This window comes from Telluria beijingensis, assembly GCF_030770395.1.
GTDB lineage: Bacteria > Pseudomonadota > Gammaproteobacteria > Burkholderiales > Burkholderiaceae_D > Telluria > Telluria beijingensis.
The window spans coordinates 5665981-5689302 of record NZ_CP132480.1 but is presented as its reverse complement, the minus strand read 5'-3'; the positions used below and the strand labels follow the sequence as shown (position 1 = coordinate 5689302).

Here is a 23322-nt window from a genome sequence, read left to right as displayed (position 1 = left end):
CCGCACTGCTGGCCGGCGTAGAACTACCAGTAATGCGTGCTTAGAATTCTTCCCACTCGTCGTTGCCGACGGTGGCAGCTGCCTTTTTCGGCTTCGGCGCAACTTCGGCCTCGTCCGGATTCACCGCGGCGCTGGCGGCGGCGGGCTTTTTCGGCGCCGGCGGTACTGGACGCTTGGCGGCCGGACGAACCACCACCGCGGTGGTGGTCGCGACTGGCGCCTGCGCCTCGAATTGGAACTGTTCACCTTCTTCCAGCTTGAAGATGCTGACCACGCGGGCCAGTTCGCCGGCCTGGTCCTGCAGGCTCTGGGCGGCGGCGGCGGCTTCTTCCACCAGCGCGGCGTTTTGCTGGGTCATGCCATCCATCTCGATGATCGAGGTGTTGACCTGGGCGATGCCGGCGCTCTGTTCGGCGCTGGCGTTGGCGATCTCGCTCATGATGTCGGTCACGCGCTTGACGCTCGACACCACTTCATCCATCGTCACGCCGGCCTGGCCGACCAGCTTGCTGCCACGCTCGACCTTGGCGACCGAGTCGTCGATCAGGGTCTTGATTTCTTTTGCTGCCGCGGCCGAACGCTGGGCCAGGTTACGCACCTCGGACGCCACGACCGCAAAGCCGCGGCCCTGTTCGCCGGCACGGGCCGCTTCGACTGCCGCGTTCAGCGCCAGGATATTGGTCTGGAAGGCGATGCCGTCGATCACGCCGATGATGTCGGCGATCTTGCTGGCCGAGCCATTGATCTCACCCATGGTGCCGACCACTTGCGACACCACGTCGCCACCCTTGCGGGCCACGTCCGATGCGGCGGCGGCCAGTGCATTGGCTTCGCGGGCATTGTCGGCGTTCTGCTTGACGGTCGAAGTCAGCTGCTCCATCGCCGAGGCGGTCTTTTCCAGCGAGCTGGCCTGCAGTTCGGTACGCGAGGACAGGTCGATATTGCCGGCGGCGATTTCACGCGAGGCGGTGCCGATGGTTTCGGTGCCGCGGCGCACTTGCGAGACGATATCGACCAGGCTGTTGCGCATTTCCTTCATCTCGACCAGCAGGCTGCCGCGGTCCGATTCCTTGGTGTCGATCGCGATCGACAGGTCGCCATGGGCGATGCTGCCCGCGATCTTGGCGGTATAGCCAGGCTCGCCGCCGAGCTGCTTGAGCAGGCTGCGGGTGATCACGACGGCCGCCGCCACACCCAGCACCACGGCCAGGGCCAGCAGGACCAGCATGAAGTTACGGGCATTGTCGAATGCGGCTTCGGCGTCGGCCTTGGTCTGGGCGTTCTGTTTTTGTTCCTGGGCGGCCAGGGCATTCAGGGCATCGGTCCACTTGCGCTGCACCGGACGCACTTCGCGCACCATCACGCGGGTGGCGTCCATCGCATTGGCGGCCAGGTAGAGTTCGGTGGCGCGGGCGATGGCCGGCAAGGCGGCGGCTTCGTGTTCCTTGATCTGGGCCAGCAACGCTTTTTCCTGGTCGTTGCCGTTCGACGCAAACAGGGCCGTCAGCTTGCGCTGGGCTTCGTTATAGACGGCGGTCTGTTCCTTGAACTTGGCGATTTCCGGTTCCATGTCGGCCGGGTCGGCCATCAGGGTCAGGACGCGCAGCGACTGCAGGCGATCGCTGACGTTGTTACGCATTTCGATCACAAGGCTGGTCGATACATTGCTCACGCTGACCACATGGTCAAGACGATCCTGGATCTGCGCCATGCGCAGGATACCGACGACAGCCACTGCAACCAGCAGCACCAGGATCAGTGCGAAACCGAGGGCCAGGCGGGTACCGACCTTCATGTTGTTCAAATTCATTCGTGTTTTCCCTGTAACTTTATTGATCGAAACTCGCTCGGATGAGATCAGCGCCGTGCGATGCGCGTCTGGAATCGGTGTTTCTGCTCGATTTCAGGTGTTTCCGACAGGATAAATCAAGAATTCCCCTACCTCGTCAGAAAATCTCTTGCTCGTCCGAATTGTTTCGGCACAACAACAGCATTGATACAGTGCAATATTGGGAACAGGAGTGCATTATGGAATGGCTATTGCCGCACAGCAAGCAATTTTGAAACTTATGTGAGCATCCTTGCAACTAAATGTAGCGATTTGCCGACAAGAAATAAAAAAGACGTGCCGCGGCACGTCTTTTCAGGGGGATATCTGCGCGGCTTAGGCGGCGATCGGCATCCTGGCGGCTGCCTCGAGCAGCAGGCGCGGGTCGCCCAGCGCCAGCTTCTTCGAGTCGGACAGGGTCTGGCGGAAGGCACGTGCCCCTGGCAAGCCTTGCATCAAACCCAGCATATGGCGCGTGATGCTGTTGAGCTTGAGGCCCAGCGGACCGTAGCGGCGCAGTTGCTCGTCGATATAAGGAATCATCGCCTCCAGCACCTCGATCCGCGAACGCGGCCGGCCATCCTCGATGCCGTAGAAGCGGCGATCCCAGTCTGCCATGGTCCAGGGATTGTGGTAGGCCTCGCGGCCCAGCATCACGCCGTCGACGTGTTCCAGGTGCAGGGCGATCTCGTCGTCGCTCTTGATGCCGCCATTGATCAGGATCTCGAGATCCGGGAACTCGCGCTTGAGCTGGTAGGCCACGGCGTAGCGCAGCGGCGGGATTTCGCGGTTTTCCTTGGGCGACAGGCCCTTCAGCACGGCATTACGGGCGTGTACGATGAAGGTCCGGCAGCCGGCATCGGCGATCGTGCCGACGAAATCGCGCACGAAGCCGTATTCCTCGTCGTAGTCGATGCCGATGCGGTGCTTGACGGTGACGTCGATCGAGACCGCGTCGCGCATCGCTTTCACGCAATCGGCCACGAGTTGCGGCTCGTTCATCAGGCAGGCGCCGAACGCGCCCTTCTGCACGCGCTCCGACGGGCAGCCGCAATTGAGGTTGATCTCGTCGTAGCCCCATTGTTCGCCCAGCTTCGCACTCTTGGCCAGGTCGACCGGATCGCTGCCGCCCAGTTGCAGGGCGATCGGGTGCTCGACGTCGTCGTAGCGCAGGTGGCGTTCGACGTCGCCGTAGACCAGGGCGCCGGTGGTGACCATCTCGGTGTACAGCCAGGTGTGGCGGGTGATCTGGCGGTGGAACACGCGGCAGTGGCGGTCGGTCCAGTCCATCATCGGGGCGACCGACAGGCGGCGCGATGGCAGGACGGGGGCTGGGGCGATGCCTGGAATGGTCGGGGTGGTGCTCATGCTGGAAGGGTCTGGTCGCTTGAGGAAACAGCGACGAATACTGTCGGGAACCCGCCATCATAAGCCAAAGCGCGCGCGACCGCACTTCCGACGTCAATAGTATCTACGTGCCTTGTTTCAAAGACGAAACAAAGGCACGCAGGGAGATCGGTCAGCCGATCATTGATCCAGCACGCGGAACGTCAACGTGTAGTTATGGCCGTAGGTCGGTGCGGCAGCACCGGCCGGTGCCGGCGCCCGGTGCCGGATCAGCGCGAGATAGAGTCCCGGCTTCGTCAACGGCAAGACAGCCTTCCCCTGGGAGTCGGTCGAAACGTTCTGCACGGTGCTCTGGCTTGCCAGGTCCATCGGAGAACGATAGATACTGACCTTCTGGTCCACCAGGGGCTTGCCGTCGAACTGCACGACGAATTCGAATTTCTCGTCGACGAACAGGTCGCTCGGATGGGTGATGGGAACGATTTCCAGTCCCTTGCCAGTCGGCGCCAGCGCTTTGGTCGATGGCTTGTCGGCAGTGACGTAGGCTTCGGAAATCGACAGCGACTGGTAATGGGCCAGCAACTTCGCGTCTGGCGGCATGACTTGCTGCGGATCCCGTGCCGATTCGGTCTTGCCGTTCCTCTCCCAGGTGCGGAACACGGCGCCCAGCCGCGGGCCGGTGCTGAGGCGATACGTCCCCTTTTCGTCGGGAAGCCGTTGCTCCGCTACCGTCCGCTGCTTGAACTGATGGATGTCGGCGAAGGGAATGCGCTCGCCTTGCGGCGTGACGATCGAAAATGCCGTATCGCCGAACGCGACGTCCGAAACGAAGAACTTTTCGGTGAATCCCGCATCGACACCGATCGATCCCTTCGCCTGGACATCGAAGTTGTTCGGCAACAGAAAAGGCGTATGCGCCTGCGCGGCCCCGGCGGCCAGCCACGCCGCCAGCAGCAGCGTGCGCGTCGACATCAAGCGCCTCATTTCTTGACTCCATCGGCCTGGTCGACCTTGCCGTCGCCATTCTTGTCGTTTTGCTTGAACGTCTTGTCGGCAATCGCGATGTCTTCTTCCACCGTCAGTTTGCCGTCACGGTCGGTGTCCAGGATATTGAAGCGTACATGCGCCTGCTTGATCGAGCCGGCGTACCGTTCGTCCTGTGCCCGGCCAGCATATTGCTGCTTCAGGCGTCCTTCGTATTCGGCCACGTATTCTTCTTCGCTGAGCCAGCCGTCGCGGTTGGTGTCGGCTGCCATGAAGCGCTGCTTGCGCACCGTGTCATATTCCTCCCGGGTGACCACGCCGTCGCGGTCGGTGTCGTAACTACCCATGAATGCCGCCAGGCCGTGGCCGCCCGCCGGTGCGGCAGGGCCTTCGGCTGCCCAGGATGGCGCGGACGCCGTCAGCGCGACCACCATGGCCGTCATGGCCAGACGAAGCCCGTGCTTCCCGGACTGATTGTTCTGTTCTTTCATGTCTACCTCGTTCTGTATTGAATTAAACCTGATGAAATCGCCGGCACTCCCGCTTGCCGGCGGTCCTACTTAAAATGCCATGCGCAAGGACATGGCCACCGTGCGGCCCGGTTCGGTCAACAGTTCAATATCGCGCCGGTCGCGTGCGACGGAAGGCTGCAGATTGCGTGAGCTGGAATAATCCCAGTAGCGCTTGTCGCCCAGGTTGTAGAAGCCGGCATCGAGGCGCACGTTGCTGTTGACCTGCCAGTAACTGACCAGGTCGAACGTGGCGCGGCCAGGCACCCGGAACAGCACCGTGGTGGAATCGGTCAAGCCAGGCCCGGCGTTGGTGTAGCCATCCCGGTTGGTCGCCACGGCCTGCTTGCCGGCGACGAAGGTGCCGATGAGGTTCAGTCCCCATGCTTTCGAGGGCGCGTCGTAGCCGGCGCCGATGACCGCCTTGCGCGGCAACACCGAGTCGAGCGGGACGTCCTTGTCGCCGGCGTAATTCGATTTTGCATCGCCGCGACTCAGGCCCACGGCCCAGGTCGTATAAAACCCCTTGGCGTTCGGGCTCCATTGCCCGTGTTCGAGCCGGGAGCTGAATTCGAAACCATAGATCCTGGCGTCGTCGCGGTTTTCCGCCTGGTAGGTGGTGCCGATGTGCGCGGGCATGTTCGTGAACATGCTTGGGAACATGGCGCGGGTATAGCGCGTGTAGGCGATGAAATCGTTGTACTTCGTGTAGAAGACCGATGTCTGCAACGCCATTCCCGGCGTCGGCTTGCCCTTGATGCCGAACTCGACGGCATCGCTGGTTTCCTCTTTCAGCGCGCGGTTGCCGACCAGCGCATACTGGTTGCCGGTTGCGTAATTGCTGGCAAGGTTCCAGGTGCCGAAGATCTCGCCGGCCGAGGGCGCACGTCCGCTACGCTTGTACTGCGCATACGCCAGCAGGTTCGGCATCATCGCGTAGCTCACCCCGAGACTCGGGCTCCAGATGGTATTACTGGGGCTCCCATACATCTTTTCCACGTCGGCCGGCGTCAGGATGCCCGAAGCGAAATTGCCCAGGTCACGCATCTTGATCCTGACGTAGTCGCCACGCACGGCCGGCGTCACCACCAGGCGACGCCCGCCAAGGTCGAAGTCAATATCATCCTGTAGAAACATGCCTGCCCGCGTCGTCGTCGTGTCAGGCTGCGGCTTCATATAGCCGACGACATTCCACGGCCGCTCGACGTCCTGGGTCGATGCATTGATGCCATAGCTGAGATGGTGCCGGTCCAGCCGTTTCGTGACGACGCTCGACACGCCCCAGGTCGCCGTCTCGTTCTCGGAAACATTGCGCACGCGGGCATTGGTCGCCAGGGTCGTCGTGTCGGTCGTGTCTTCGGTATCGGTGCTCTGGAAGTACAGTCGGGAATCCGCCACATCGGCCCAGGCATTGTTCGGCGTCCATTGATGGGTCAACTGCACCGTGTTGCGCGCTGTCTTGCTGTGCTGTTGGAAATTTTCGGTGATCACGGTGCTGTTCGTGTCCCAGCCATGGAACGTGGTGTCGTTCGTGCGCCGGTAGAAGTCGGCGGACAGTTCGAGTCGATTGGCGGCATCGATGCGCAGTGCGCTCTTGAGCAGTAAGGCATCCGAATCCCAGTCGTTGGGCATGCTGTCGACGATGTCACTATTGTTCCGCGTCGCGTGTCCATCGCGGCGCGAGTAACTGACCAGGCCATCCAGGTTGCCGCTGCGGCCTGCCGCGGTCAGGCTCTCGTTCCAGGAGCGGTCGGCCGAGTCGTAGCCGACCTTGCCGCCGTAGTACTCGACCTTGCTGCCGCGCAGGTAGTCGTCGGCCGATTTGGTCTTGAAACTCACCGCCCCGCCAATGCCGCCTGCCGACCGCTTGGCCGAAGTCGTGCCGAACAGGATGTCGGCCGAGGAAAACATTTCGGGATCGATGAAGTCGCGACCGACGCCGAAGGTATTGGCGCCCACGCGGCTCACATACGGGCGGCTGGTTGCGTCGGGCATCTCGATGCCGTCGATGTCCATGCCAACACGGTTGCCTTCGATGCCGCGGATGTTATATCCCGTGGTGCCGGAACGATCGAAGGTGCTGCGATTGCGCGTCGTGCCCGATGCCGTACCGGGAGCGGATACCAGCGGCTGATGGCGCACCACGTCTTTCAGGTTGTTGGCCCGCTCGAGTTCCTCGCCACTGACCGTCGTGCTGGTCCCTGCTTCGTTCGATAGCTGCCCGACGATGTCGATCCGGGGCATCGTTGGCTCGACGCCTGAGGGCATATTCATGTCCTCCTGGGCGAATGCGGGCGTCATGAGCAAGGCGGAGATGGCGCAAGCCAGGACGGCGCGCTCCGGAAGTGGGGTCGGACGATAGCGGGCAGGCATGCCCCGCTTGGAATCCTGGGCGGCGAGTCTATTCATGTGGTCTCTTTCAGGCAAACAAGTAATGAGCGATGTCCTCTCTCCATGGGAGGACTTCCAGATGCACAAACAATTATAAAATTAATGCGAATCATTGTCATTCTCATTTGCATTACTATTAGCATTCGCATTTCCAATATGCGGTTGATGCGGTGAGGACCGGATTGGCGCAATGGCGCAAGCCGAAATGTCTGAATTGAAGGGTATGAGGCTGGCTGTTCACCCTACCGCCTGCGGGCGGGAGGGCTTATGATCCATCGACTTCATTTATTTCCGCACGGCATGCTTTCTCGACTCGACTCCAGCCTCAAGCTGTTTGGCATCCTGATCATCGTCATCGTCGCCTGCCTTGCCACGCTGCCAATACTCAGCAGTTCCCAGGCGAACGCCACGCTCGACGCACTGAAAGAAGGCGCCGCCAAGGAGCGTGCGTACAACCTCATGCTGAGTCTTCTGCAGGATGCCGAGACCGGCCAGCGCGGCTTCCTGATCGGCAGCGATGACGATTTCCTGGCCCCCTACAACGCCGGCATCGCCGGAATTCCCGCCGCGCTCGACAACCTGCGGCAGTTCGCCGCCTCCGACCAGGAGCGTCGCCTGGTGGCGCGCATTGCCGAGCTCAGCCAGGAAAAAGTCCGCGAAATGGACCGCACCATCCGCCTCAAGAAAGCCGGCAACACCAGGGCGGCGCTGGACATGGTGGCCAGCCAGCGCGGCAAGCTCCTGATGGATGAGCTGCGCACCCTGCTGGGCCGTCAGCAGCGTGTCCTGGCCGACCACCGCAATCGCCTGCGCGACGAGCTGACCACGACCCTGCGCTACAACTCGGCGCTGGGCATCGGCGCCAGCCTCGCCAGCCTGGTCCTGATCGTTGCAACGGTGTACATCGTGATCCGGAGCCTGAACGAACAGGCGGAATCGGCGCGCCAGTCGAAGTCGCTGGCGGAGAGCAATGCGCAGCTGGCGCGACAGTCGGCGGTGCGCGCCGAGCGCCTGTCGATTACCGCCAATATGCTGCAGGCACTGGACAGCGTGAAGACCCCGTCCGAGCTCGAGCGTGTGCTGCCGGTGTTCCTGCGCCAGCTGCTGCCGGAGACGGCGGGCGCGGTCTATATCTACCGCAATTCGCGCGACGTGCTCGAACTGAGGGCGAGCTGGGGCCTGGCCGAGGCGCCGCCGCCGACGGTGGCGCCCGCGGATTGCTGGGGCTTGCGGCTTGGCAAGGTCCATCTCGCCACGCCAGAACACGGCCTGTGCTGCGATCATGGAGCGATCTGGCTCGATAGCCGCGACACCCAGACCTGCGTCCCCATGGTGTCCCAGGGCGACGTGATCGGCATCCTCGTCGTCGCCGCGGACCGGGGCGACGACAATGCGCTCGACAGCACGCACATCGCGACATTGGCCGAGCAGCTCAGCCTCGCCATCAGCAATGTCTCGCTGCGCAACACCCTGCGTCACCAGTCGACCGTCGACCCGCTTACCGGCCTGTACAACCGGCGTTTCTTCGACGAGTCGCTCAAGCGCGAACTGGCGCGCGTCCAGCGCAGCGGCAGCGTGTGCGCGGTAGTGATGCTGGACCTGGACCATTTCAAGCGCATCAACGACAGCTATGGTCACGACGGCGGCGATCTGGTGCTGCAGGCGGCCAGCCGCGTCATCCTGCAGCGGGTGCGCGCGAGCGACGTCGTGTGCCGCTACGGCGGCGAGGAACTGGTGCTGATGCTGCCGGATTGCGGCGCCGAAGAAGCGGCGAAGTGTGCCGAATCGATCCGGCAATCGCTGACCGCGATCGTCATCCAGCACCAGGGCCAGACCATCTCGAATGTATCGGCCTCGTTCGGCGTTGCCGAATGGCGCGGACAGTGCGAGGGAGAACAGGATCTGCTGCAGATGGCCGACCGCGCGCTGTACGCGGCAAAGAAAGGCGGACGCAATCGGGTCGTGATTGCCGACACGGTGTGATGCGGCCGGGCCGGGATCATCGGCGCGGGCCGCCGGATCCGGCCGCATCCTGCCGCGTGGCGCCGATGCGCGCGACCACCAGGTAGCGATCGCCGCGCCGCTCCACCTTCAGCGCGAACGCCTGCTCGAGCGTGCGCAGGAAGGCCTGCGTCTCGCGCGTCGAGAACGACCCCGAGATCCGGATCGACGCCAGGCCGGCGTCTCCCGGCAGGATCGGCTGCTCGCTGTAGCGGCTCATCTCGGCCAGCACGGCCGGCAGCGCCGCATTGTCGAAGTTCACGCGGCCCTGCTGCCAGGCCAGCAGCTGCGGCAGGCGCTCGGGGGCGAGCGTGCGCGTTTCCAGGCCGGCCGCCGTCGCCGCCAGCGCCTGCCCCGCTTCCAGCCGTGCCGGCGCCTTGCCCGCCTGTGGCGCGGCGCCCGCGCGCGATACCTCCACCACGCCTTCGTGCACGACCACGTCGACCCTGCCGTCCGCCTGCCGCCGGACCGAAAATCGGGTGCCGACCGCCCGCACCGTGGTCGCGCCGGCGACCACGGTAAAGGGGCGGCTGCCGTCCTTGGCCACGTCGAAATACCCTTCCCCTTCGACCAGCACGACCTGGCGCCGCCGCGGCTGGTAATTCACTTCGGCGCGGGTGCGGGTATTGAGGTCGATATGCGACCCATCGTCGAGCGTTACGCGCTGGTGCTGTCCGGCGGCGGTCTGCAGCGTGAGGTTCCGGTGCCCGTCGCCAGGCATGCCGAACCAGATCGCCAGTGCGGCCAGCGAGGCCGCGACGGCGGCGACACCGGGCCAGCGACGGCGCCTGGCGGGCGCCGGCTGCGGCGCGGCGGCATCGTTGGCCACGGCGCGCGCCTTGCCCGCCGCGTGCCACAGGCGGGCGTGTTCGTCCAGCAGGCGGCCATGCAAGGGATCCTGCGCCAGCCATGCCTGCAGCGCGCCGCGTTCGCCGGGGTCCAGCGGACCTCGGTCGATCCGGACGATCCAGCGCTGCGCCTCCTGTTCGGGCGTCGGGGCGCCGGAAAACGGCAATATCTCACCCATGGTCGTCTCCATGCATGACCTGTCCGGCCAGGCTTCCCTGCTCTTCCAGGCGCATCGTTTCCCTGCAAATCCTGAGCGCCTTGGTCAGGTGGCGCTCGATCGTCTTGACCGAGATGCCCAGCCGTTCGCTGATCTCGGCATGGCTCAAGCCATCGATTTTACGCAACTGGAACACCTCCAGGCATTTCGGCGGCATGCTCGACATGGCGCGTTCCACGCAGGCGATCATGTTGCGGTCGATCGCCTGGCGTTCGGGGTCGTTCCTGAAGTCGCCATCGTCGAGCCGGATGGCTTCTTCGGCATGCAGATGCTCCCGCGTCGTCCGCTTGCGCAGTTCGCTCAGGGCGAGGTTGCGCGCGACCGTGTACAGCAGCGCCTCGCTGAACTCCGTCGCACCGCCGACCTCGGCGGCGTAGGCACGCAGGAAAGCCTCCTGGGAGACGTCTTCCGCCTCGGCATGGCTGCGCAGGAAGCGCTGCACATACCGTATCAGCCTTCTCTGTCGATCCTTGTACAACGCAATGACCGGCATCTACCCCGCCTCGGCTTCTATCGAGCAAAGCGATGATTATACATAGACAATGGTCTTTTAAATCAATGACTTATTACTGATAAAATATTTTTGAAAAGAGTGGGGGAAAGGTCCGGGTCGCGCGTTGTAGCACCGGTAGCCGTCGATGGGTCGCCTGTCGCCGACGTTGTCAACTTGTTCGCCGGGAGCCTGGATGCGTGCGTGCGCAGCATTGCTAGTGGTGGTGTCGTACCTGCTGTTGCCGCATGCGCGCGGCGCCGAGCCCGATGGCGCCGCGGCAGCGCCGGACCTCGCCGCGATCCGGGTCATCGATATTCCCGCACAGGCGCTGGATGCCGCACTCGTCCGGTTTACCCAGCTGACCGGATTCCAGCTGCTGTATTCGCCCCACCTGGTGCAGGCATTGCGTTCGGCGGCCATCCGCGGCCACATGACGCCGCGCGAGGCGCTGGCGCGCATGCTGTACGGCTCGCGACTGGAGGTGGTCGATACCGCGCCCGGCGCCGCCGCCCTGCGGCGCACGGCCTCTCTGCCCACCACCGACGACGACGATGCGCCGATGTCCGTGCTGGTCACGGCGCGCAGGTTCAGCGAGCCGGTATTCGAGGTGCCGATCTCGATCACGGTGGCCAGCGCCCGGGCCCTGCAGCGCCAGGGCGCCCGCTCCATCGCCGATGCGCTGCGCGCGGTGGCCGGGGTCAGCGTCCAGCCAGCCGGCGCGGGCATGGACCAGATCAGCATCCGCGGCATCGCCACCTCGCTGGGCGGCAATGCGAATGGCTATTACCTCGACGACCTGCCGTTCACCGGCGTCACGGTCCCGATCTCGCCCGACGTGCGCACCTGGGACCTGGAGCGGGTCGAGGTGCTGCGCGGTCCGCAGGGCACGCTGTTCGGCGAGGGCTCGATGGGCGGCACGGTGCGCACGCTGACCAACCATGCGCGGCTGGACCGGACCGAATTCGCCGCCCAGGCCGGCGCCCGCCTCACCCGCGATGGCGCCGCCAGCCGCTCGCTCGACACGATGGCCAACCTGCCGCTGCTGCGCGGCCGGCTGGCCGTGCGCGTCGCCGCCAGCACCGAGACCGAAGGCGGCTGGATCGACGAAGCTCCCGGCGGACGCCACGACCTCAATCGCACCTCGATCGATACGGCGCGCCTGCGCATGCGCTTCCAGGCCAGCGACGCCCTGCAACTGAATGCCACCTGGTGGACTTACCGCAACCGGCTGCCCTACCAGAACATGTCGCTCGACAGCGGCCGCGCCAGCCAGGCCATGCTGTACGACTCGGCGCTGCGCTATACGCTCAAGGGCATCAGCGCCAGCTACGACTTCGGTCCGGTGACTGCCTTCTACAGCCATGTCAGCAACCGCTTCGACCTGCCGCAGTCGGGTAATCTGGTTGGCGCGGGCTCGCAGGCGAGCATCGCGATCGACCTCGCGGCCCACGAGCTGCGCCTGGCCTCGACCGCCACGGCGCCGTGGCGCTGGACCGTCGGCCTGTACCAGCGTGGCGCGCTGCGCAACGACCGCGTCGTCGTGCCGCAGTACAGCCTGGACCAGGCCAGCCATACCGGCAGCCTGGCGCGCTCCCTGTACGGCGACGTTGCCTACCTGTTTCCCGGCACCGGGATCGAGGCCAATCTCGGCCTGCGTTATTTTCGCGACCGCCTGACCGGCCATGAAACCGCCTTCGGCCCGGCCGGCGGCAGCAGCACCAGCAGCATCCGTTTCGGCAGCGCGAGCCCCCGGCTGGCGCTGACCTGGCGCCGCAGCGAGCGGCATCAGGTGTATGCCAGCGCCGCCAAGGGTTTTCGCTCCGGCCAGAACCAGGTGGGTGGCTTCGAACGCATCGCGGCGGCCAACCAGGTCGACCTGCCGGCGTCGATCAGGCCCGACACGCTGTGGACCTACGAGCTGGGCACGAAACTCAGCCTCCCCGGGCGCGGCATCGCCGCCGAGCTGGCGCTCTACCACACCGACTGGAACGACGTGGCCGTGCGCATCCCGCTTGGCCAGAGCGGCCTCAATGGCTTGATCACGTCGCCGGGCATCAAGACCAATGGCATCGACGCCAGCCTTGCCTATACTCCCAATGCGTCCTTCAGCGCCAGCCTGGCGGCCGGCATCAATCGCTCGCGCCATGCCGGCGAGGTCGCGGGCACCGGCATCCGACGCGGCTCGCCGCTCGACGACGTGCCCGACCTGACGCTGGCCGCCAGCGCCGAATACCGCTTCGCGCCCTTGGCCGGCTGGAAGCCCGTCCTGTGCGTCGGCGTCACCCATGCGGGCATCCCTCCCTCCTCGACTTTCCCGCAATTCGCCGACGGCGATCCCATCACCAATGCCAGCGCCAGCCTGGGCGTCGCGCGCGGGCCATGGTCGCTGACCGTCAGCGGCGACAACCTGCTGGACGAGCGCGGCGCCACCCGGCGGCGCGACGCCGTCAACAGCGCGACCGGCAGCGAACTGGTCGCGCCGCGCCTGCGTCCGCCGACCCTTGGCCTGCAGCTGCGCTACACGATGCAGTAGTTCTCCGGCACGGCGTCGCACCAAATATTTTCGAAATGAATGGGGGGCCGCCCGGCGCCATGCGTTGTGTAGCCGGTGGCGGCACAGCCACCCGCCGCGCACCCGCGGCGTCGATCGACATCGCCAGGAGCAGAGATGAAGTCTTCCCCACGCTTGATCCGTACACCCTGTTGCACCGCCCTACTCGCCGCATTCACGCTTCCCTTTTCCACCCTGTCGCTGGCCCAGCCGGCGCAACCCGGACCCGCCGTCCAGGCGCCGACCGCGCTCGAGGACGCGCCGGAGGTGACCACGGTGGTGGTCACCTCGCGCAAGTTCAGCGAACGGCTGATCGACGTGCCGATCGCGATCTCGGCCTTCTCCAACGAAGACCTGGCGCGGCGCGGCGCCACCAGCATCAGCGACGTGCTGCAAAGCGTGCCCGGCGTCAGCGCCTATTCGAGCGGTTCCGGTATCAGCAAGATCAGCATCCGCGGCATATCGACTTCGCTCGGCGGCAACGAGAACGGCTATTACCTGGACGACCTGCCGTTCACCGGCGTCACGGTGCCGATCGCGCCGGACGTGCGGGCCTGGGACCTGGAACGGGTCGAAGTGCTGCGCGGCCCGCAGGGCACCCTGTTCGGCGAAGGCTCGATGGGCGGCACCATCCGCACCCTCACCAACAATGCGCGCATGAACACCTTCTCGTTCGCGGGCCAGGCCGGCCTGTCGCACACCCAGGGCGGCGGCGACAACCGCTCGCTGAGGGCGATGATCAACGTGCCGGTCATCACCGACATGCTGGCGCTGCGCTTCTCGATGACGGACGACGACGACAAGGGCTGGATCGACGATCCGGCGACCGGCCGCCGCAACATCAACCCGGCCAACGTCAAGACGGCGCGCATGCGCATGCTGTTCCGGCCCACCGATGCACTGACCATCAATGCCAGTTACTGGGACTACCGTTCGGATCGTCCCTACGGCAGCCTGGAGACCGACCAGGGCACGGCCTCGCGCGGCACCGTGCTCGACTCCGCGCCCGAATACACGGTCAAGGGCATCAGCGCGACCTACGATTTCGATGCCTTCAGCCTGTTCTACGGCTACGCCCGCAACGACTACCGCCTGCCGCAGTTCGGCCAGCTCGCCGGCGGCCGCGCCGACCTGGAGATCGGCATCGACGTCCAGACCCACGAACTGCGCGCCTCGTCGAATTCGCAAAAGCCCTGGCGCTGGACCGCGGGCCTGTACCGCCGCACCGCCGAGCGCATGGACGCGATCGATATCCAGGCGCTGGGCCTGACGCAGACCAGCGGCACCGACTCCGAGGCTTCCTCGGTCTTTGGCGAGGTGACGTATACCTTTCCTGAATTCCCGCTCGAGGCCAGCCTGGGCCTGCGTCATTTCCGCGACCGGATGGCGGGGGTCGACACCAATAACCGCGTCGCCCTGCCAGCCAAGCGCCACCGCTTCAGCAGCAACAACCCGCGCCTGAGCCTGGCCTACCGCCCCAGCGAGCGCCAGCAGATCTATGCCAGCGCCTCGAAGGGCTTCCGCTCCGGCCAGAACCAGGTAACCGGGTTCGAGGAACTCGCCAGCCAGTACAACGTCGTGCTGCCCTCCGCGGTCAAGCCGGATTCGATCTGGACCTACGAGCTGGGCACCAAGCTCAGTGCGCTCGAGCGGCGCCTCAGCATGGAGTTCGCGCTGTACCGCAGCGACTGGAAAGACTTCGCCGTGCGCATCCCGATCGGGAACAGCGGCTTCAATGGCCTGATCAGTTCCGAAGGCACGCGCACCAATGGCCTCGACGCCAGCTTCAGCTACGCCGTCACGCGTTCGTTCAATGCCATGCTGGCGGCCGGCTTCATCGACGCCGAGTACAAGGCGGCCGTACCGGGCACCGGCATCGTGGCCGGCAGCCGGGTGGACGACGTGCCGCGCGTGACGGTCAGCGCCAGCGGCGAGTACAGCTTCGCCGTCGGCGGCGGCTGGAACGGCCTGGCGCGGGCCGGCGTGCAGTACGCCTCGGCGCACCCGGTGTCGGCCATGCCGATCCAGGCCCCGGGCGACCGCGTCGCCAACCTCGATGCACGGCTCGCCCTGAGCAAGGGAGCATGGACCGTGACCCTGTTCGGCGACAACCTGAGGAACGACCACGGCGTGACCGGTTTCCGTTCCATCAACCAGCTGAGCGCCACCGACACCGAGATCGTCGGGCCGCGGCTGCGCCCGCGCACCTTCGGCCTCGAACTCAAATACGCAATGGGAAAATAATATGACTTCGCATACACACATCATCCGCCGCTGCGCGCTGGCCCTGGCCGCATCCCTCACCCTGGCGGGCAATGCCGGCGCCCAGGCCGACCGGCTGCAACAACTGGAGTGGCTGGAAGCACCGAACGATCCCAAGGCGCTGGCCTGGGCGCGCGAGCAGACCGACCTGACCACGGCGGAATTCTCGAAGCGCCCGACCTACCGGCCGGTCATGGACGAATTGCGCACCGCCCTGAAGGCGAGCGCGCCGCTGGCCGACATCCTGCTGCTCGGCCCTCGCGCCATGCGCCTGCAGAAGGATGCGGCCCATCCGCACGGCCAGTTGCAGGTCGCCGCGCGGCGCGCCGACGGCAGCCTTGGCGACTGGAAGACCGTGCTGAGCGTCGACGCGCTGCGCAGCAAGGAGGGCAAGCCCTATGACCTGCAACTCGCCGGCTTCGGTAACTTCGCCAGGAACTGCCTGGCGCCGGCCTACCGCTACTGCCTGCTGTCGCTGGCGCCCGAAGGCGGCGACGAAGTCGAGCTGCGCGAATTCGACCTGGAGGCCGGGAACTTCGTCGCGGGCGGCCTGCGAGTGCCACAGGCGCGCACCCAGTTCGCCTGGCTCGACAAGGACCGGGTGCTGATCGCGCACACCCTGGGCGACTCGCCGCGCACCAGCGCCGGTTGGGGCGCGGCAGTCCGGCTCTGGCGGCGCGGCGCCGACGTCGGCAAGGCGCCGGTGGTGTACCAGGCGGAGCCCGGCGATGCACTGGTGACGCTCGACCGCCTGGGCGAAGGCGCGGCCGCGCGCGGCGTGATCCAGCGTGTCATCGATTACTCGACCTTCGAGCTGTTCCTGCTCGATGCCAAGGACAAACCGGTCCTGCTCCCGCTGCCACGCAAACTCGGCAATATGGGCCTGCAGGGTGTGACACGGCGCCACCTGCTGGTGCAGCCGACCGAGGCCGCCGAGATCGATGGCAGGCGCTATCCTGCGGACGCCCTGCTCAGCTACGATACGGCGGCGGCCACGCCGCAGGCCGAACGCATTGCCACGGTCTACCAGCCCGCCGAAGGCGAAGTCGTCGAAGGTCCGCTGACCGGTGGGATTGCCGCCGCCCGGGAGGATGTTGGCTTCGTCATCAAGCGTGGCTTGGGCAGCACGATCCGGATCGCGTCGCCCGTTGGCGAGGGCTGGCGCCTGCGCGAAGCGTTCAGTGCGCCGGCCGGGATCAACGTGCGGCTGGAAGCGGGCGACATCGCGGGTGGCGACATGGTCATGCGCACCGGGGGCTTCCTGGCGCCGGCCGAACTGCGCCTGCTGCGCAACGGCACGCCGGCCGGCAGCCTCGGCGCCGAGGCGGCCGCCTTCGACGCGTCCGGCATGCTGGTCGAGACGCGCCAGGCCCGCTCGAAGGATGGCACCATGATCGACTATTACCTGGTGCGGCCGCGCACCATCGCCCCCGGCCAGTCGACCCCGACCCTGATGACGGGCTACGGCGCCTTCGGCATCTCGATGGCGCCGGGCTACCTGGACTTCGCCGTCGGCGGCAAGGGCACCAAGCTCTGGTTCGAGCGCGGCGGCGCCCTGGTGCTGCCGGCGATCCGCGGCGGCGGCGAGCGTGGCGCCGCCTGGCACCGCGCGGCGATGCGCGAGCTGCGCCAGAACTCGTACGACGACTTTATCGCGGTGGCCGAAGACCTGGTCCAGCGCGGCTTCGTCAAGCCCGCCCAGCTGGGTGTGTTCGGCCTGTCGAACGGAGGCCTTCTCTCTGCGACCATCGGTCTGCAGCGGCCGGACCTGTTCGGCGCCGTGGTCAGCGACGTGCCGCTGATCGACATGCTGCGCTTCCCGCACATGGGCATGGGCGGCGCCTGGACCAACGAGTACGGCGACCCGACCGACCCGGCCATGGCCAGGGTGCTGGCGACCTATTCGCCGCTGCATATCGCGAAGGATGGCGTGCGCTACCCGCCCTTCCTGGTCACCGTGGCCACCTCCGACAACCGGGTGGGGCCGGGCCACGCGCGCAAGATGGTGGCGCGCCTGAAGCAGATCGGCTCCCCGGCGTGGCTGTATGAGGACGCCGATGGCGGCCATGGCGTCAGCGATCCGCTGACCCGTCCCGAGCTGATGGGACTGCGCATGACCTTCCTGATCGAGACGCTGATGAAGCCCGCGCCCTGACGGGCACGGCCTGGCGCCGACCGCGGCTACTTCAGGCGGGCGGCGCCAGGATGCGCGCGGCTATACCGATTCCGGCGCTGACAGGCGGTACGCCGCCCCTTCGCCCGGATCGAACATCGACACGCCGCCACGGGCCGCGCCCAAGGGCACTTCGTCCTGCAGCACGTCCCAGTGCTCGGCCAGTCGGCCGTCCTCGATCCTGAACACGTCGATGACGACTTGCGGCGCCGCCGACCAGCCACGGATGCGGCCATGGATGGCGACCAGGTCGCCTTCGGCCACCATCAGGCCCGGTTCGTAATGGACGGCCGGCGACATGCCGGCCACGATCGTGCGCAATCCCTCGCGGCCTTGCGGGATGCCGGGATTATGCTGGACGTAGCCGGGCGCATACAGGCGGTCGAGCACCGATGCGTCATGCCGCTGGAACAGCGCGGTCATGGCTTCGAGCACCAGCGCCTTGTTGCGCCGGGGACGATCGTCGGCGCTGCGCTCGGCGGGCCGCGTGACCGCCATCGTTCCGCGCATCCGCAGGAAGGTGCCGTCGGCCAGCGTCGCATGCGCGTGGACCAGGCCGCGATCGTAGTCCTGGACATTGGTCACCGTGGCGCCGTCCGACTCCTGCCAGCTCACGGCGAACAGGCCATTGCCGAGCGCGACGACGTGGATGTCGACCACCTCGGTGCGGGCGAACGGCCCTTCCGGAATCGTGAAGCGCAACTGGCTGGCCGACAACAGCGCCAGGTCGACCTGGAATTCCGGATAGGTGACGCGCATTTCGAGTCCGACCGGGAAGCGATCATGCGACATGGTCCTGTTCCTCTCTGACTAGTATCAACCCTGCTTGCCCGGCGCCGGGGTATTGAGCAGCTGCTGCTCCCACAGGAAAGCGATGCCGCTGCCGCCGCCGTGCTCGACGACCACTTCCGAGATGGCGGCCGCCGATTCCTCGCGGGCCCAGTCGCGCTGCCACTCGGCGGCGACCGCCATCCAGGTCATCATGTTGGCGCCGGCCGCGATCATGCGCTGGATGCCGACCTGGTGCGATTCGACCGACACCCCGCCGCAGGCATCGGTGACGACCGTGACGTCCCAGCCTTCGCCCAGCGCCTGGATGGCCGGCATGGCGACGCACACCTCGGTCCACAGGCCGGCGATGATCAGCTGCTTGCGTCCGGTCGCCTTGACCGCATCGACCACCCTGGCGTCTTCCCAGGTATTGATGAAGGTGCGGTCGATGATTTCCTGGCCGGGGAACACGTCGGCGATCTGCTTGAACAGCAGGCCGCCGCGCTCCGCGATCACGGTGGTCAGGATGGTCGGCACCTTGAACGCCCTGGCGGACTTGGCCAGGCCGACCGTATTGTTGATCACCATCTGCGGTTCGTGGCTGTTCAGGTTGGCCATCTGGTAAGCCTGGTGATCGATCAGGACGAGGACCGAGTCCTCGGGGCGAAGCAGGGATTTCAGGCCGTTACGAAAAGTCATGGTGGACATCCTTGTTGGCGGTTGTGGGAATGTTGTCCGGCGCTTGCGACACCGCCGGAGAGCGCAGTGTGCAATCGCCACGCCATGCGAACTAGCCGCGCACGGCGTCCAGCTGTGTCGCACATTGCGCAACGGCGGCCGTTCCGGTTCGTGCAACACAGTTAGTTGCGAAACGATGCTAGTCGTGATCAGGACGGCAACGTTATCCTCCCCCGAAAGTGGTAAAGACAACCCTCATTGAATACGCGCGAAAGGTAGCTGATGGCTGGAGCAAGTCTGGGACAAACGATCGGTCCCGCGGTAGTGCTGATGGCGGCCGCTGTCGTCGCGGTGCCCCTGTTCCGGCGCCTGGGCCTGGGCTCGGTGCTCGGCTATTTCGCGGCCGGCATCCTGGTCGGGCCCTCGGTGCTCGGCCTGTTCACCGACTCCGTGGAGATCCTGCATTTTTCGGAACTGGGCGTGGTGATGTTCCTGTTCGTGATCGGCCTGGAGCTGCGCCCGCCCAAGCTGTGGGCCATGCGCGGCCAGATCTTCGGGCTCGGCCTGGCGCAGGTGAGCGCCGCCATCGCCGCGCTGGCGCTGGCCGGGATGGCCGTGTTCGGCCTGTCCGCGCCGGTGGCCTTCGTCGCCGGCGCCGGCTTCGTGCTGTCTTCCACCGCGGTGATCATGGTGGTGCTGCAGGACCGCGGCGAAATCGCCGGCGCCGAGGGCCAGAAGTCGGTCGCGATCCTGCTGCTCGAAGACCTCATGATCGTGCCGCTGCTGGCGGTGGTGGCCTTCATGTCGCCGCAGGCGCAAGGCGCGTCCGGCTGGTCGGGCATGCTGCTGGCGCTGGGCGCCCTGGCGGCGCTGCTGGCGGTCGGGCGCTGGGGCCTGAATCCCCTGTTCGCCCTGCTGGCGCGCAGCCGCACCCGCGAGGTGCTGACCGCAGGCGCGCTGCTGGTGGTCCTGTCGGCGGCGCTGCTGATGGAATTCGCCGGCCTGTCGATGGCGATGGGCGCCTTCCTGGCCGGGGTGATGCTGTCCAGTTCCAGCTACCGGCACCAGATCGAGAGCGACATCGAGCCGTTCCGCGGCCTGTTGATGGGACTGTTCTTCCTGGCGGTCGGCATGTCGCTCGACCTGGCCATCGTGGCGGCTGAATGGCGCCTGCTGCTGGCCATGCTGCTGGTCTTCATGCTGGCCAAGGGCGCCATGGTATACGCGGTCGCGCGCCTGTTCAAGAGCGACAGCCGGCAGGCCCTGCGCCGCACCTCGCTGTTCCTGCAGGGCGGCGAATTCGCCTTCGTGCTGTATGCCGCGGCGCTGGCGGGCGGCGTCATCGATGCGCGCGACAACGCCCTGTTCGTCACCGTCATCATCCTCTCGATGGCGGCCTCGCCGCTGCTCATGATCGGCGCCGACCGCCTGCTCGGGCGCGGGGCCTCGATGGCCGGCATCGACGCCGCCGCCGGCCTCCGGGGACGGGTGCTGATGATCGGCTTCGGCCGCTTCGGCCAGATCGCCTCGCAGATCCTGCTGTCGCGCGGCGTCCGCCTGTCCGTCATCGACATGGATCCGGACCGCATCCGCGACGCCGAGCGCTATGGCTTCAAGGTGTATTTCGGCGACGGCACCCGGCTCGCCACCCTGCACCATTCGGGCGCCGCCGACGCCGAAGCCATCATGGTATGCATCGACGACCCGCGCGCCGCGCTGCACATCGCCAGGCTCGCGCAGCAGGAATTCCCCCAGGCCCGGCTGCTGGTGCGCAGCCACGACCGCAACCACGCGGTGGAGCTGATCCGCGCCGGGGTCGACGTGCAAGTGCGCGAGACGGTCGAATCGGCCTACCTGATGGGCGCCGAGGGCTTGCGCGCGCTGGGCCACCCGGAGGCCGCCATCGGGGAAGCCGCCGACGACATCCGCCGCCGCGACGCCGAGCGCCTGTCGGCCCAGGTGCAGGGCGACCTGATGTCGGGCCTGGACCGCCTGCACGTCCAGGCCGTCCCCGAGCCCCTGATCGCTCCGGCCGCCCAGCAACCATGAGAAAAAACGGGCGACGCCCGGTTCGGCGGTACCATCCCGGCTGGCGCGATGGCGCGCAACAGGGAGGATGGATGTGAATATCGAAGACCTGCACACCTTCGTCGAAGTGGCCGATGCCGGCGGCATCTCGCCCGCCGCGCAGCGCCTGGGCGTGTCGAAGTCGATCGTCAGCCGGCGCCTGGTGCGGCTGGAAGCCGAACTCGGCATCCAGCTGCTGTCGCGCACCACGCGCGGCGCGGCGCTCACCGAGGCCGGCACGACCTTCCGCGACCATGCGGCGCGCGCCTGCGCCGAGATCGAACTGGCGCGCGAAACGATCCTGCCCGCCGGCGAGCTGCGCGGCCGCCTGCGCATCGCCGCGCCGCTGACCTTCGGCCCGACCTATTTCGCCCCGATCATCGCGGAAATGGCGCGCCGCCATCCGCTGCTGCAGATACATACCTGCTACAGCGACAAGAAAGTCGACCTGATCGGCGAAGGCTATGACTGCGCGATCCGGCTCGGCCACATGCGCGATTCCAACCTGCTTGCGCGCCAGGTGGGGCCGTTCCATGGCAAGTTCGTCGCCAGCCCGGCCTATATCGCCGCCCATGGCGCGCCCGAGACGCCGGAAGAGCTGCTCAACCACCAGGCGCTGATGCAGGGCACGGAATCCTGGCAGCTGATGGATGGCGACAAAATCCTGACAGTCAATCCGCAAGGACGCTTCAAGGCCGACAACGGCACGGCGCTGGTCGCCGCCGCGGTGGCCGGGCTCGGGATCGGCTACCTGCCCGACGCCCTGACCCGGGAATACCTCGATAGCGGCGCGCTGGTGCCCGTCATGAAGCGCCATCCGATCCCGGTCGCGGGCGCCTATGTCGTCCGGCCTCCGGGCCCGCACCCGGCGCGCAAGGTCGCGGTCCTGACCGAGCTGCTGATCGAATTCTTCGAGAAGCAGCCCTTCATCATTCCGGCCCGCGCGCCCTGACGGCGCGCCGCCATCCTGGACAGCGCGCGGAAGCGGCGCTGGACAATATCGTGCAGCTTGCCGCGCTGAGCCTGGCCGCGCCGGCGGCCCTGGTCACGGTGCTCGACGAAGGGCGCCAGTGGTTCAAGGCGCGCCATGGCCTGGAACTGCGCGAAACGCCGCGCAGCTGGGCCTTCTGCAACTGCACGCTGCTGCAGGCCGGGTTTCTGGCAGATCTGGAGCGGCAAAAGCAGGTGCTCGAATTGTACTGCGCAAGCCAAGGCTGGACATTCGACATCATTGCCGATCTTAGCTCGGGCATGAACTATCGCAAACGCGGATTGAAACGCCTGCTCGACGGGATTGTCGAAGGAGAGGTAGGACGCCTGGTCCTGACGCACAAGGACCGACTACTACGCTTCGGTGCAGAGCTCGTCTTCGCGCTATGCCAAGCGAAACAGGTTGAGGTGGTCATCATCAACCAGGGCGAAGACACCACTTTCGAAGAGGAGCTTGCCAGCGATGTGCTCGAGATTATCACCGTGTTCTCCGCCCGCCAATACGGTAGCCGCAGCCACCGAAACCAGAAGCTGATCGACGGCATGCGTACCGCTGTCAGGGATTCGCAATGTACCTAGCCCATCGCATTCGGCTAGACCCGAACAATGTCCAGGCGACGTATCTGGCGCGCGCCGCTGGCACGGCACGCTTCGCATACAACTGGGCATTGGCTGAGTGGAAACGGCAGTACGAAGCGTGCAAGCTCGATCCGGCGTTACCCAAGCCGAACGAAGCGGCACTGCGGCGTCAGCTCAATGCCATCAAGCGCGAGATGTTTCCCTGGATGCTGGAGGTAACCAAGAACGCGCCGCCGATGGCGATCAAGCAATTGGGATGCGGCTTCAAGAACTTTTTTGAAGGCCGGGCCGGATACCCCACATTTCGTCGCAAAGGTCGTGACGACCGTTTTACATTGACGAATGACCAGTTCAAAGTCAAAGACAAGCGCATCCATATCCCGAAGCTGGGTTGGCTGCGCATGTGCGAATCCCTGCGTCTTACTGGACATATCGTCTCGGCCTCGATCGAGCGTGTTGCAGACCGCTGGTATGCCAGCATTGTTGTCGACACCGAGATTTCGAGTCAGGTACATTCGACCACTCTGCCACCTCTCCGGCTTCGGTCGATCCTTGCAGTGGGCTGCAAGAGACCGCCATTATAGACACATTCCCGAAAAATGGAAGGGAAAATTGCACCGAGGTGACAGCTT

16 protein-coding genes and 1 pseudogene are annotated in these 23322 nt (G+C 65.8%); 8 read left to right on the top strand and 9 right to left on the bottom strand.

The features are described 5' to 3' along the window. Positions 1-40 precede the first annotated feature (40 nt). The 5 genes from Q9246_RS25045 to Q9246_RS25025 form a co-directional block, all read right to left on the bottom strand. Positions 41-1810, bottom strand: a complete 1770-nt coding sequence (locus Q9246_RS25045; protein ID WP_306394006.1) for a methyl-accepting chemotaxis protein — start codon at positions 1808-1810, stop codon at positions 41-43. Between the two features lie 354 nt (positions 1811-2164). Beyond that, positions 2165-3196 carry a tRNA dihydrouridine(20/20a) synthase DusA gene (gene dusA / locus Q9246_RS25040; protein ID WP_306394005.1) on the bottom strand — a complete coding sequence of 344 codons (1032 nt, stop codon included), beginning with the start codon at positions 3194-3196 and terminating at the stop codon, positions 2165-2167. 159 nt (positions 3197-3355) lie between these two features. Beyond that, the gene (locus tag Q9246_RS25035) at positions 3356-4147 is read right to left on the bottom strand and encodes a DUF4198 domain-containing protein (RefSeq protein ID WP_306394003.1); all 792 of its coding nucleotides are present in this window, start codon (positions 4145-4147) and stop codon (positions 3356-3358) included. Between the two features lie 8 nt (positions 4148-4155). Next, entirely contained in the window at positions 4156-4650 is a 495-nt protein-coding gene (locus tag Q9246_RS25030; protein ID WP_306394002.1) for an EF-hand domain-containing protein, read from the bottom strand. 69 nt (positions 4651-4719) lie between these two features. Continuing rightward, positions 4720-7077, bottom strand: coding sequence for a TonB-dependent hemoglobin/transferrin/lactoferrin family receptor (locus tag Q9246_RS25025; protein ID WP_306394001.1), 2358 nt, complete (start codon positions 7075-7077; stop codon positions 4720-4722). 282 nt (positions 7078-7359) lie between these two features. Here Q9246_RS25025 and Q9246_RS25020 point away from each other — a divergent pair, with 282 nt between their 5' ends. Continuing rightward, positions 7360-9042 carry a sensor domain-containing diguanylate cyclase gene (locus tag Q9246_RS25020; protein ID WP_306393999.1) on the top strand — a complete coding sequence of 561 codons (1683 nt, stop codon included), beginning with the start codon at positions 7360-7362 and terminating at the stop codon, positions 9040-9042. A 16-nt stretch (positions 9043-9058) separates the two neighbouring features. Here Q9246_RS25020 and Q9246_RS25015 read toward each other — a convergent pair whose 3' ends face one another. Both Q9246_RS25015 and Q9246_RS25010 read right to left on the bottom strand, forming a co-directional pair. Further along, positions 9059-10087 carry a FecR family protein gene (locus Q9246_RS25015; RefSeq protein ID WP_306393996.1) on the bottom strand — a complete coding sequence of 343 codons (1029 nt, stop codon included), beginning with the start codon at positions 10085-10087 and terminating at the stop codon, positions 9059-9061. Next, positions 10080-10619, bottom strand: a complete 540-nt coding sequence (locus tag Q9246_RS25010; protein WP_306393995.1) for an RNA polymerase sigma factor — start codon at positions 10617-10619, stop codon at positions 10080-10082. Before Q9246_RS25010 ends, Q9246_RS25015 begins: the two co-directional genes overlap by 8 nt. 193 nt (positions 10620-10812) lie before the next feature. On the opposite strand from Q9246_RS25010, the gene Q9246_RS25005 reads away from it, so the two are divergent. From Q9246_RS25005 to Q9246_RS24995, 3 genes are all read left to right on the top strand, one after another. After that, entirely contained in the window at positions 10813-13152 is a 2340-nt protein-coding gene (locus Q9246_RS25005; protein ID WP_306393994.1) for a TonB-dependent receptor, read from the top strand. Positions 13153-13287: 135 nt separating this feature from the next. Further along, a complete protein-coding gene (locus Q9246_RS25000; protein ID WP_306393992.1) occupies positions 13288-15414 on the top strand; it encodes a TonB-dependent receptor in 2127 nt (708 codons plus the stop codon). A gap of 1 nt (position 15415) precedes the next feature. Continuing rightward, on the top strand, positions 15416-17587 hold the full coding sequence (locus Q9246_RS24995) for a prolyl oligopeptidase family serine peptidase (protein ID WP_306393990.1): 2172 nt from the start codon (positions 15416-15418) through the stop codon (positions 17585-17587). A gap of 60 nt (positions 17588-17647) precedes the next feature. Here Q9246_RS24995 and Q9246_RS24990 read toward each other — a convergent pair whose 3' ends face one another. Both Q9246_RS24990 and Q9246_RS24985 read right to left on the bottom strand, forming a co-directional pair. After that, a complete protein-coding gene (locus Q9246_RS24990) occupies positions 17648-18397 on the bottom strand; it encodes a nuclear transport factor 2 family protein (RefSeq protein ID WP_306393988.1) in 750 nt (249 codons plus the stop codon). A 24-nt stretch (positions 18398-18421) separates the two neighbouring features. Then, entirely contained in the window at positions 18422-19075 is a 654-nt protein-coding gene (locus Q9246_RS24985) for a hydrolase (protein WP_306393987.1), read from the bottom strand. Positions 19076-19336: 261 nt separating this feature from the next. On the opposite strand from Q9246_RS24985, the gene Q9246_RS24980 reads away from it, so the two are divergent. The 4 genes and pseudogenes from Q9246_RS24980 (at position 19337) to Q9246_RS24965 (ending at position 23274) form a co-directional block, all read left to right on the top strand. Continuing rightward, on the top strand, positions 19337-21103 hold the full coding sequence (locus Q9246_RS24980; RefSeq protein ID WP_306393985.1) for a monovalent cation:proton antiporter-2 (CPA2) family protein: 1767 nt from the start codon (positions 19337-19339) through the stop codon (positions 21101-21103). 73 nt (positions 21104-21176) lie between these two features. Beyond that, on the top strand, positions 21177-22073 hold the full coding sequence (locus Q9246_RS24975; protein ID WP_306393984.1) for a LysR family transcriptional regulator: 897 nt from the start codon (positions 21177-21179) through the stop codon (positions 22071-22073). A gap of 212 nt (positions 22074-22285) precedes the next feature. Next, positions 22286-22690 (top strand): annotated as a pseudogene (locus tag Q9246_RS24970) (IS607 family transposase); the annotation flags it as partial. Then, positions 22681-23274 carry an RNA-guided endonuclease InsQ/TnpB family protein gene (locus tag Q9246_RS24965; protein WP_306393981.1) on the top strand — a complete coding sequence of 198 codons (594 nt, stop codon included), beginning with the start codon at positions 22681-22683 and terminating at the stop codon, positions 23272-23274. The pseudogene Q9246_RS24970 and the gene Q9246_RS24965, both read left to right, overlap by 10 nt. Positions 23275-23322: the final 48 nt, after the last annotated feature.

Coding starts and splice junctions, on each gene's coding strand:
- Q9246_RS25045 (WP_306394006.1), bottom strand. CDS start 1,810: ATGAATTTGAACAACATGAAGGTCGGTACCCGCCTGGCCCTCGGTTTC.
- dusA (WP_306394005.1), bottom strand. CDS start 3,196: ATGAGCACCACCCCGACCATTCCAGGCATCGCCCCAGCCCCCGTCCTG.
- Q9246_RS25035 (WP_306394003.1), bottom strand. CDS start 4,147: ATGTCGACGCGCACGCTGCTGCTGGCGGCGTGGCTGGCCGCCGGGGCC.
- Q9246_RS25030 (WP_306394002.1), bottom strand. CDS start 4,650: ATGAAAGAACAGAACAATCAGTCCGGGAAGCACGGGCTTCGTCTGGCC.
- Q9246_RS25025 (WP_306394001.1), bottom strand. CDS start 7,077: ATGAATAGACTCGCCGCCCAGGATTCCAAGCGGGGCATGCCTGCCCGC.
- Q9246_RS25020 (WP_306393999.1), top strand. CDS start 7,360: ATGCTTTCTCGACTCGACTCCAGCCTCAAGCTGTTTGGCATCCTGATC.
- Q9246_RS25015 (WP_306393996.1), bottom strand. CDS start 10,087: ATGGGTGAGATATTGCCGTTTTCCGGCGCCCCGACGCCCGAACAGGAG.
- Q9246_RS25010 (WP_306393995.1), bottom strand. CDS start 10,619: ATGCCGGTCATTGCGTTGTACAAGGATCGACAGAGAAGGCTGATACGG.
- Q9246_RS25005 (WP_306393994.1), top strand. CDS start 10,813: ATGCGTGCGTGCGCAGCATTGCTAGTGGTGGTGTCGTACCTGCTGTTG.
- Q9246_RS25000 (WP_306393992.1), top strand. CDS start 13,288: ATGAAGTCTTCCCCACGCTTGATCCGTACACCCTGTTGCACCGCCCTA.
- Q9246_RS24995 (WP_306393990.1), top strand. CDS start 15,416: ATGACTTCGCATACACACATCATCCGCCGCTGCGCGCTGGCCCTGGCC.
- Q9246_RS24990 (WP_306393988.1), bottom strand. CDS start 18,397: ATGTCGCATGATCGCTTCCCGGTCGGACTCGAAATGCGCGTCACCTAT.
- Q9246_RS24985 (WP_306393987.1), bottom strand. CDS start 19,075: ATGACTTTTCGTAACGGCCTGAAATCCCTGCTTCGCCCCGAGGACTCG.
- Q9246_RS24980 (WP_306393985.1), top strand. CDS start 19,337: ATGGCTGGAGCAAGTCTGGGACAAACGATCGGTCCCGCGGTAGTGCTG.
- Q9246_RS24965 (WP_306393981.1), top strand. CDS start 22,681: ATGTACCTAGCCCATCGCATTCGGCTAGACCCGAACAATGTCCAGGCG.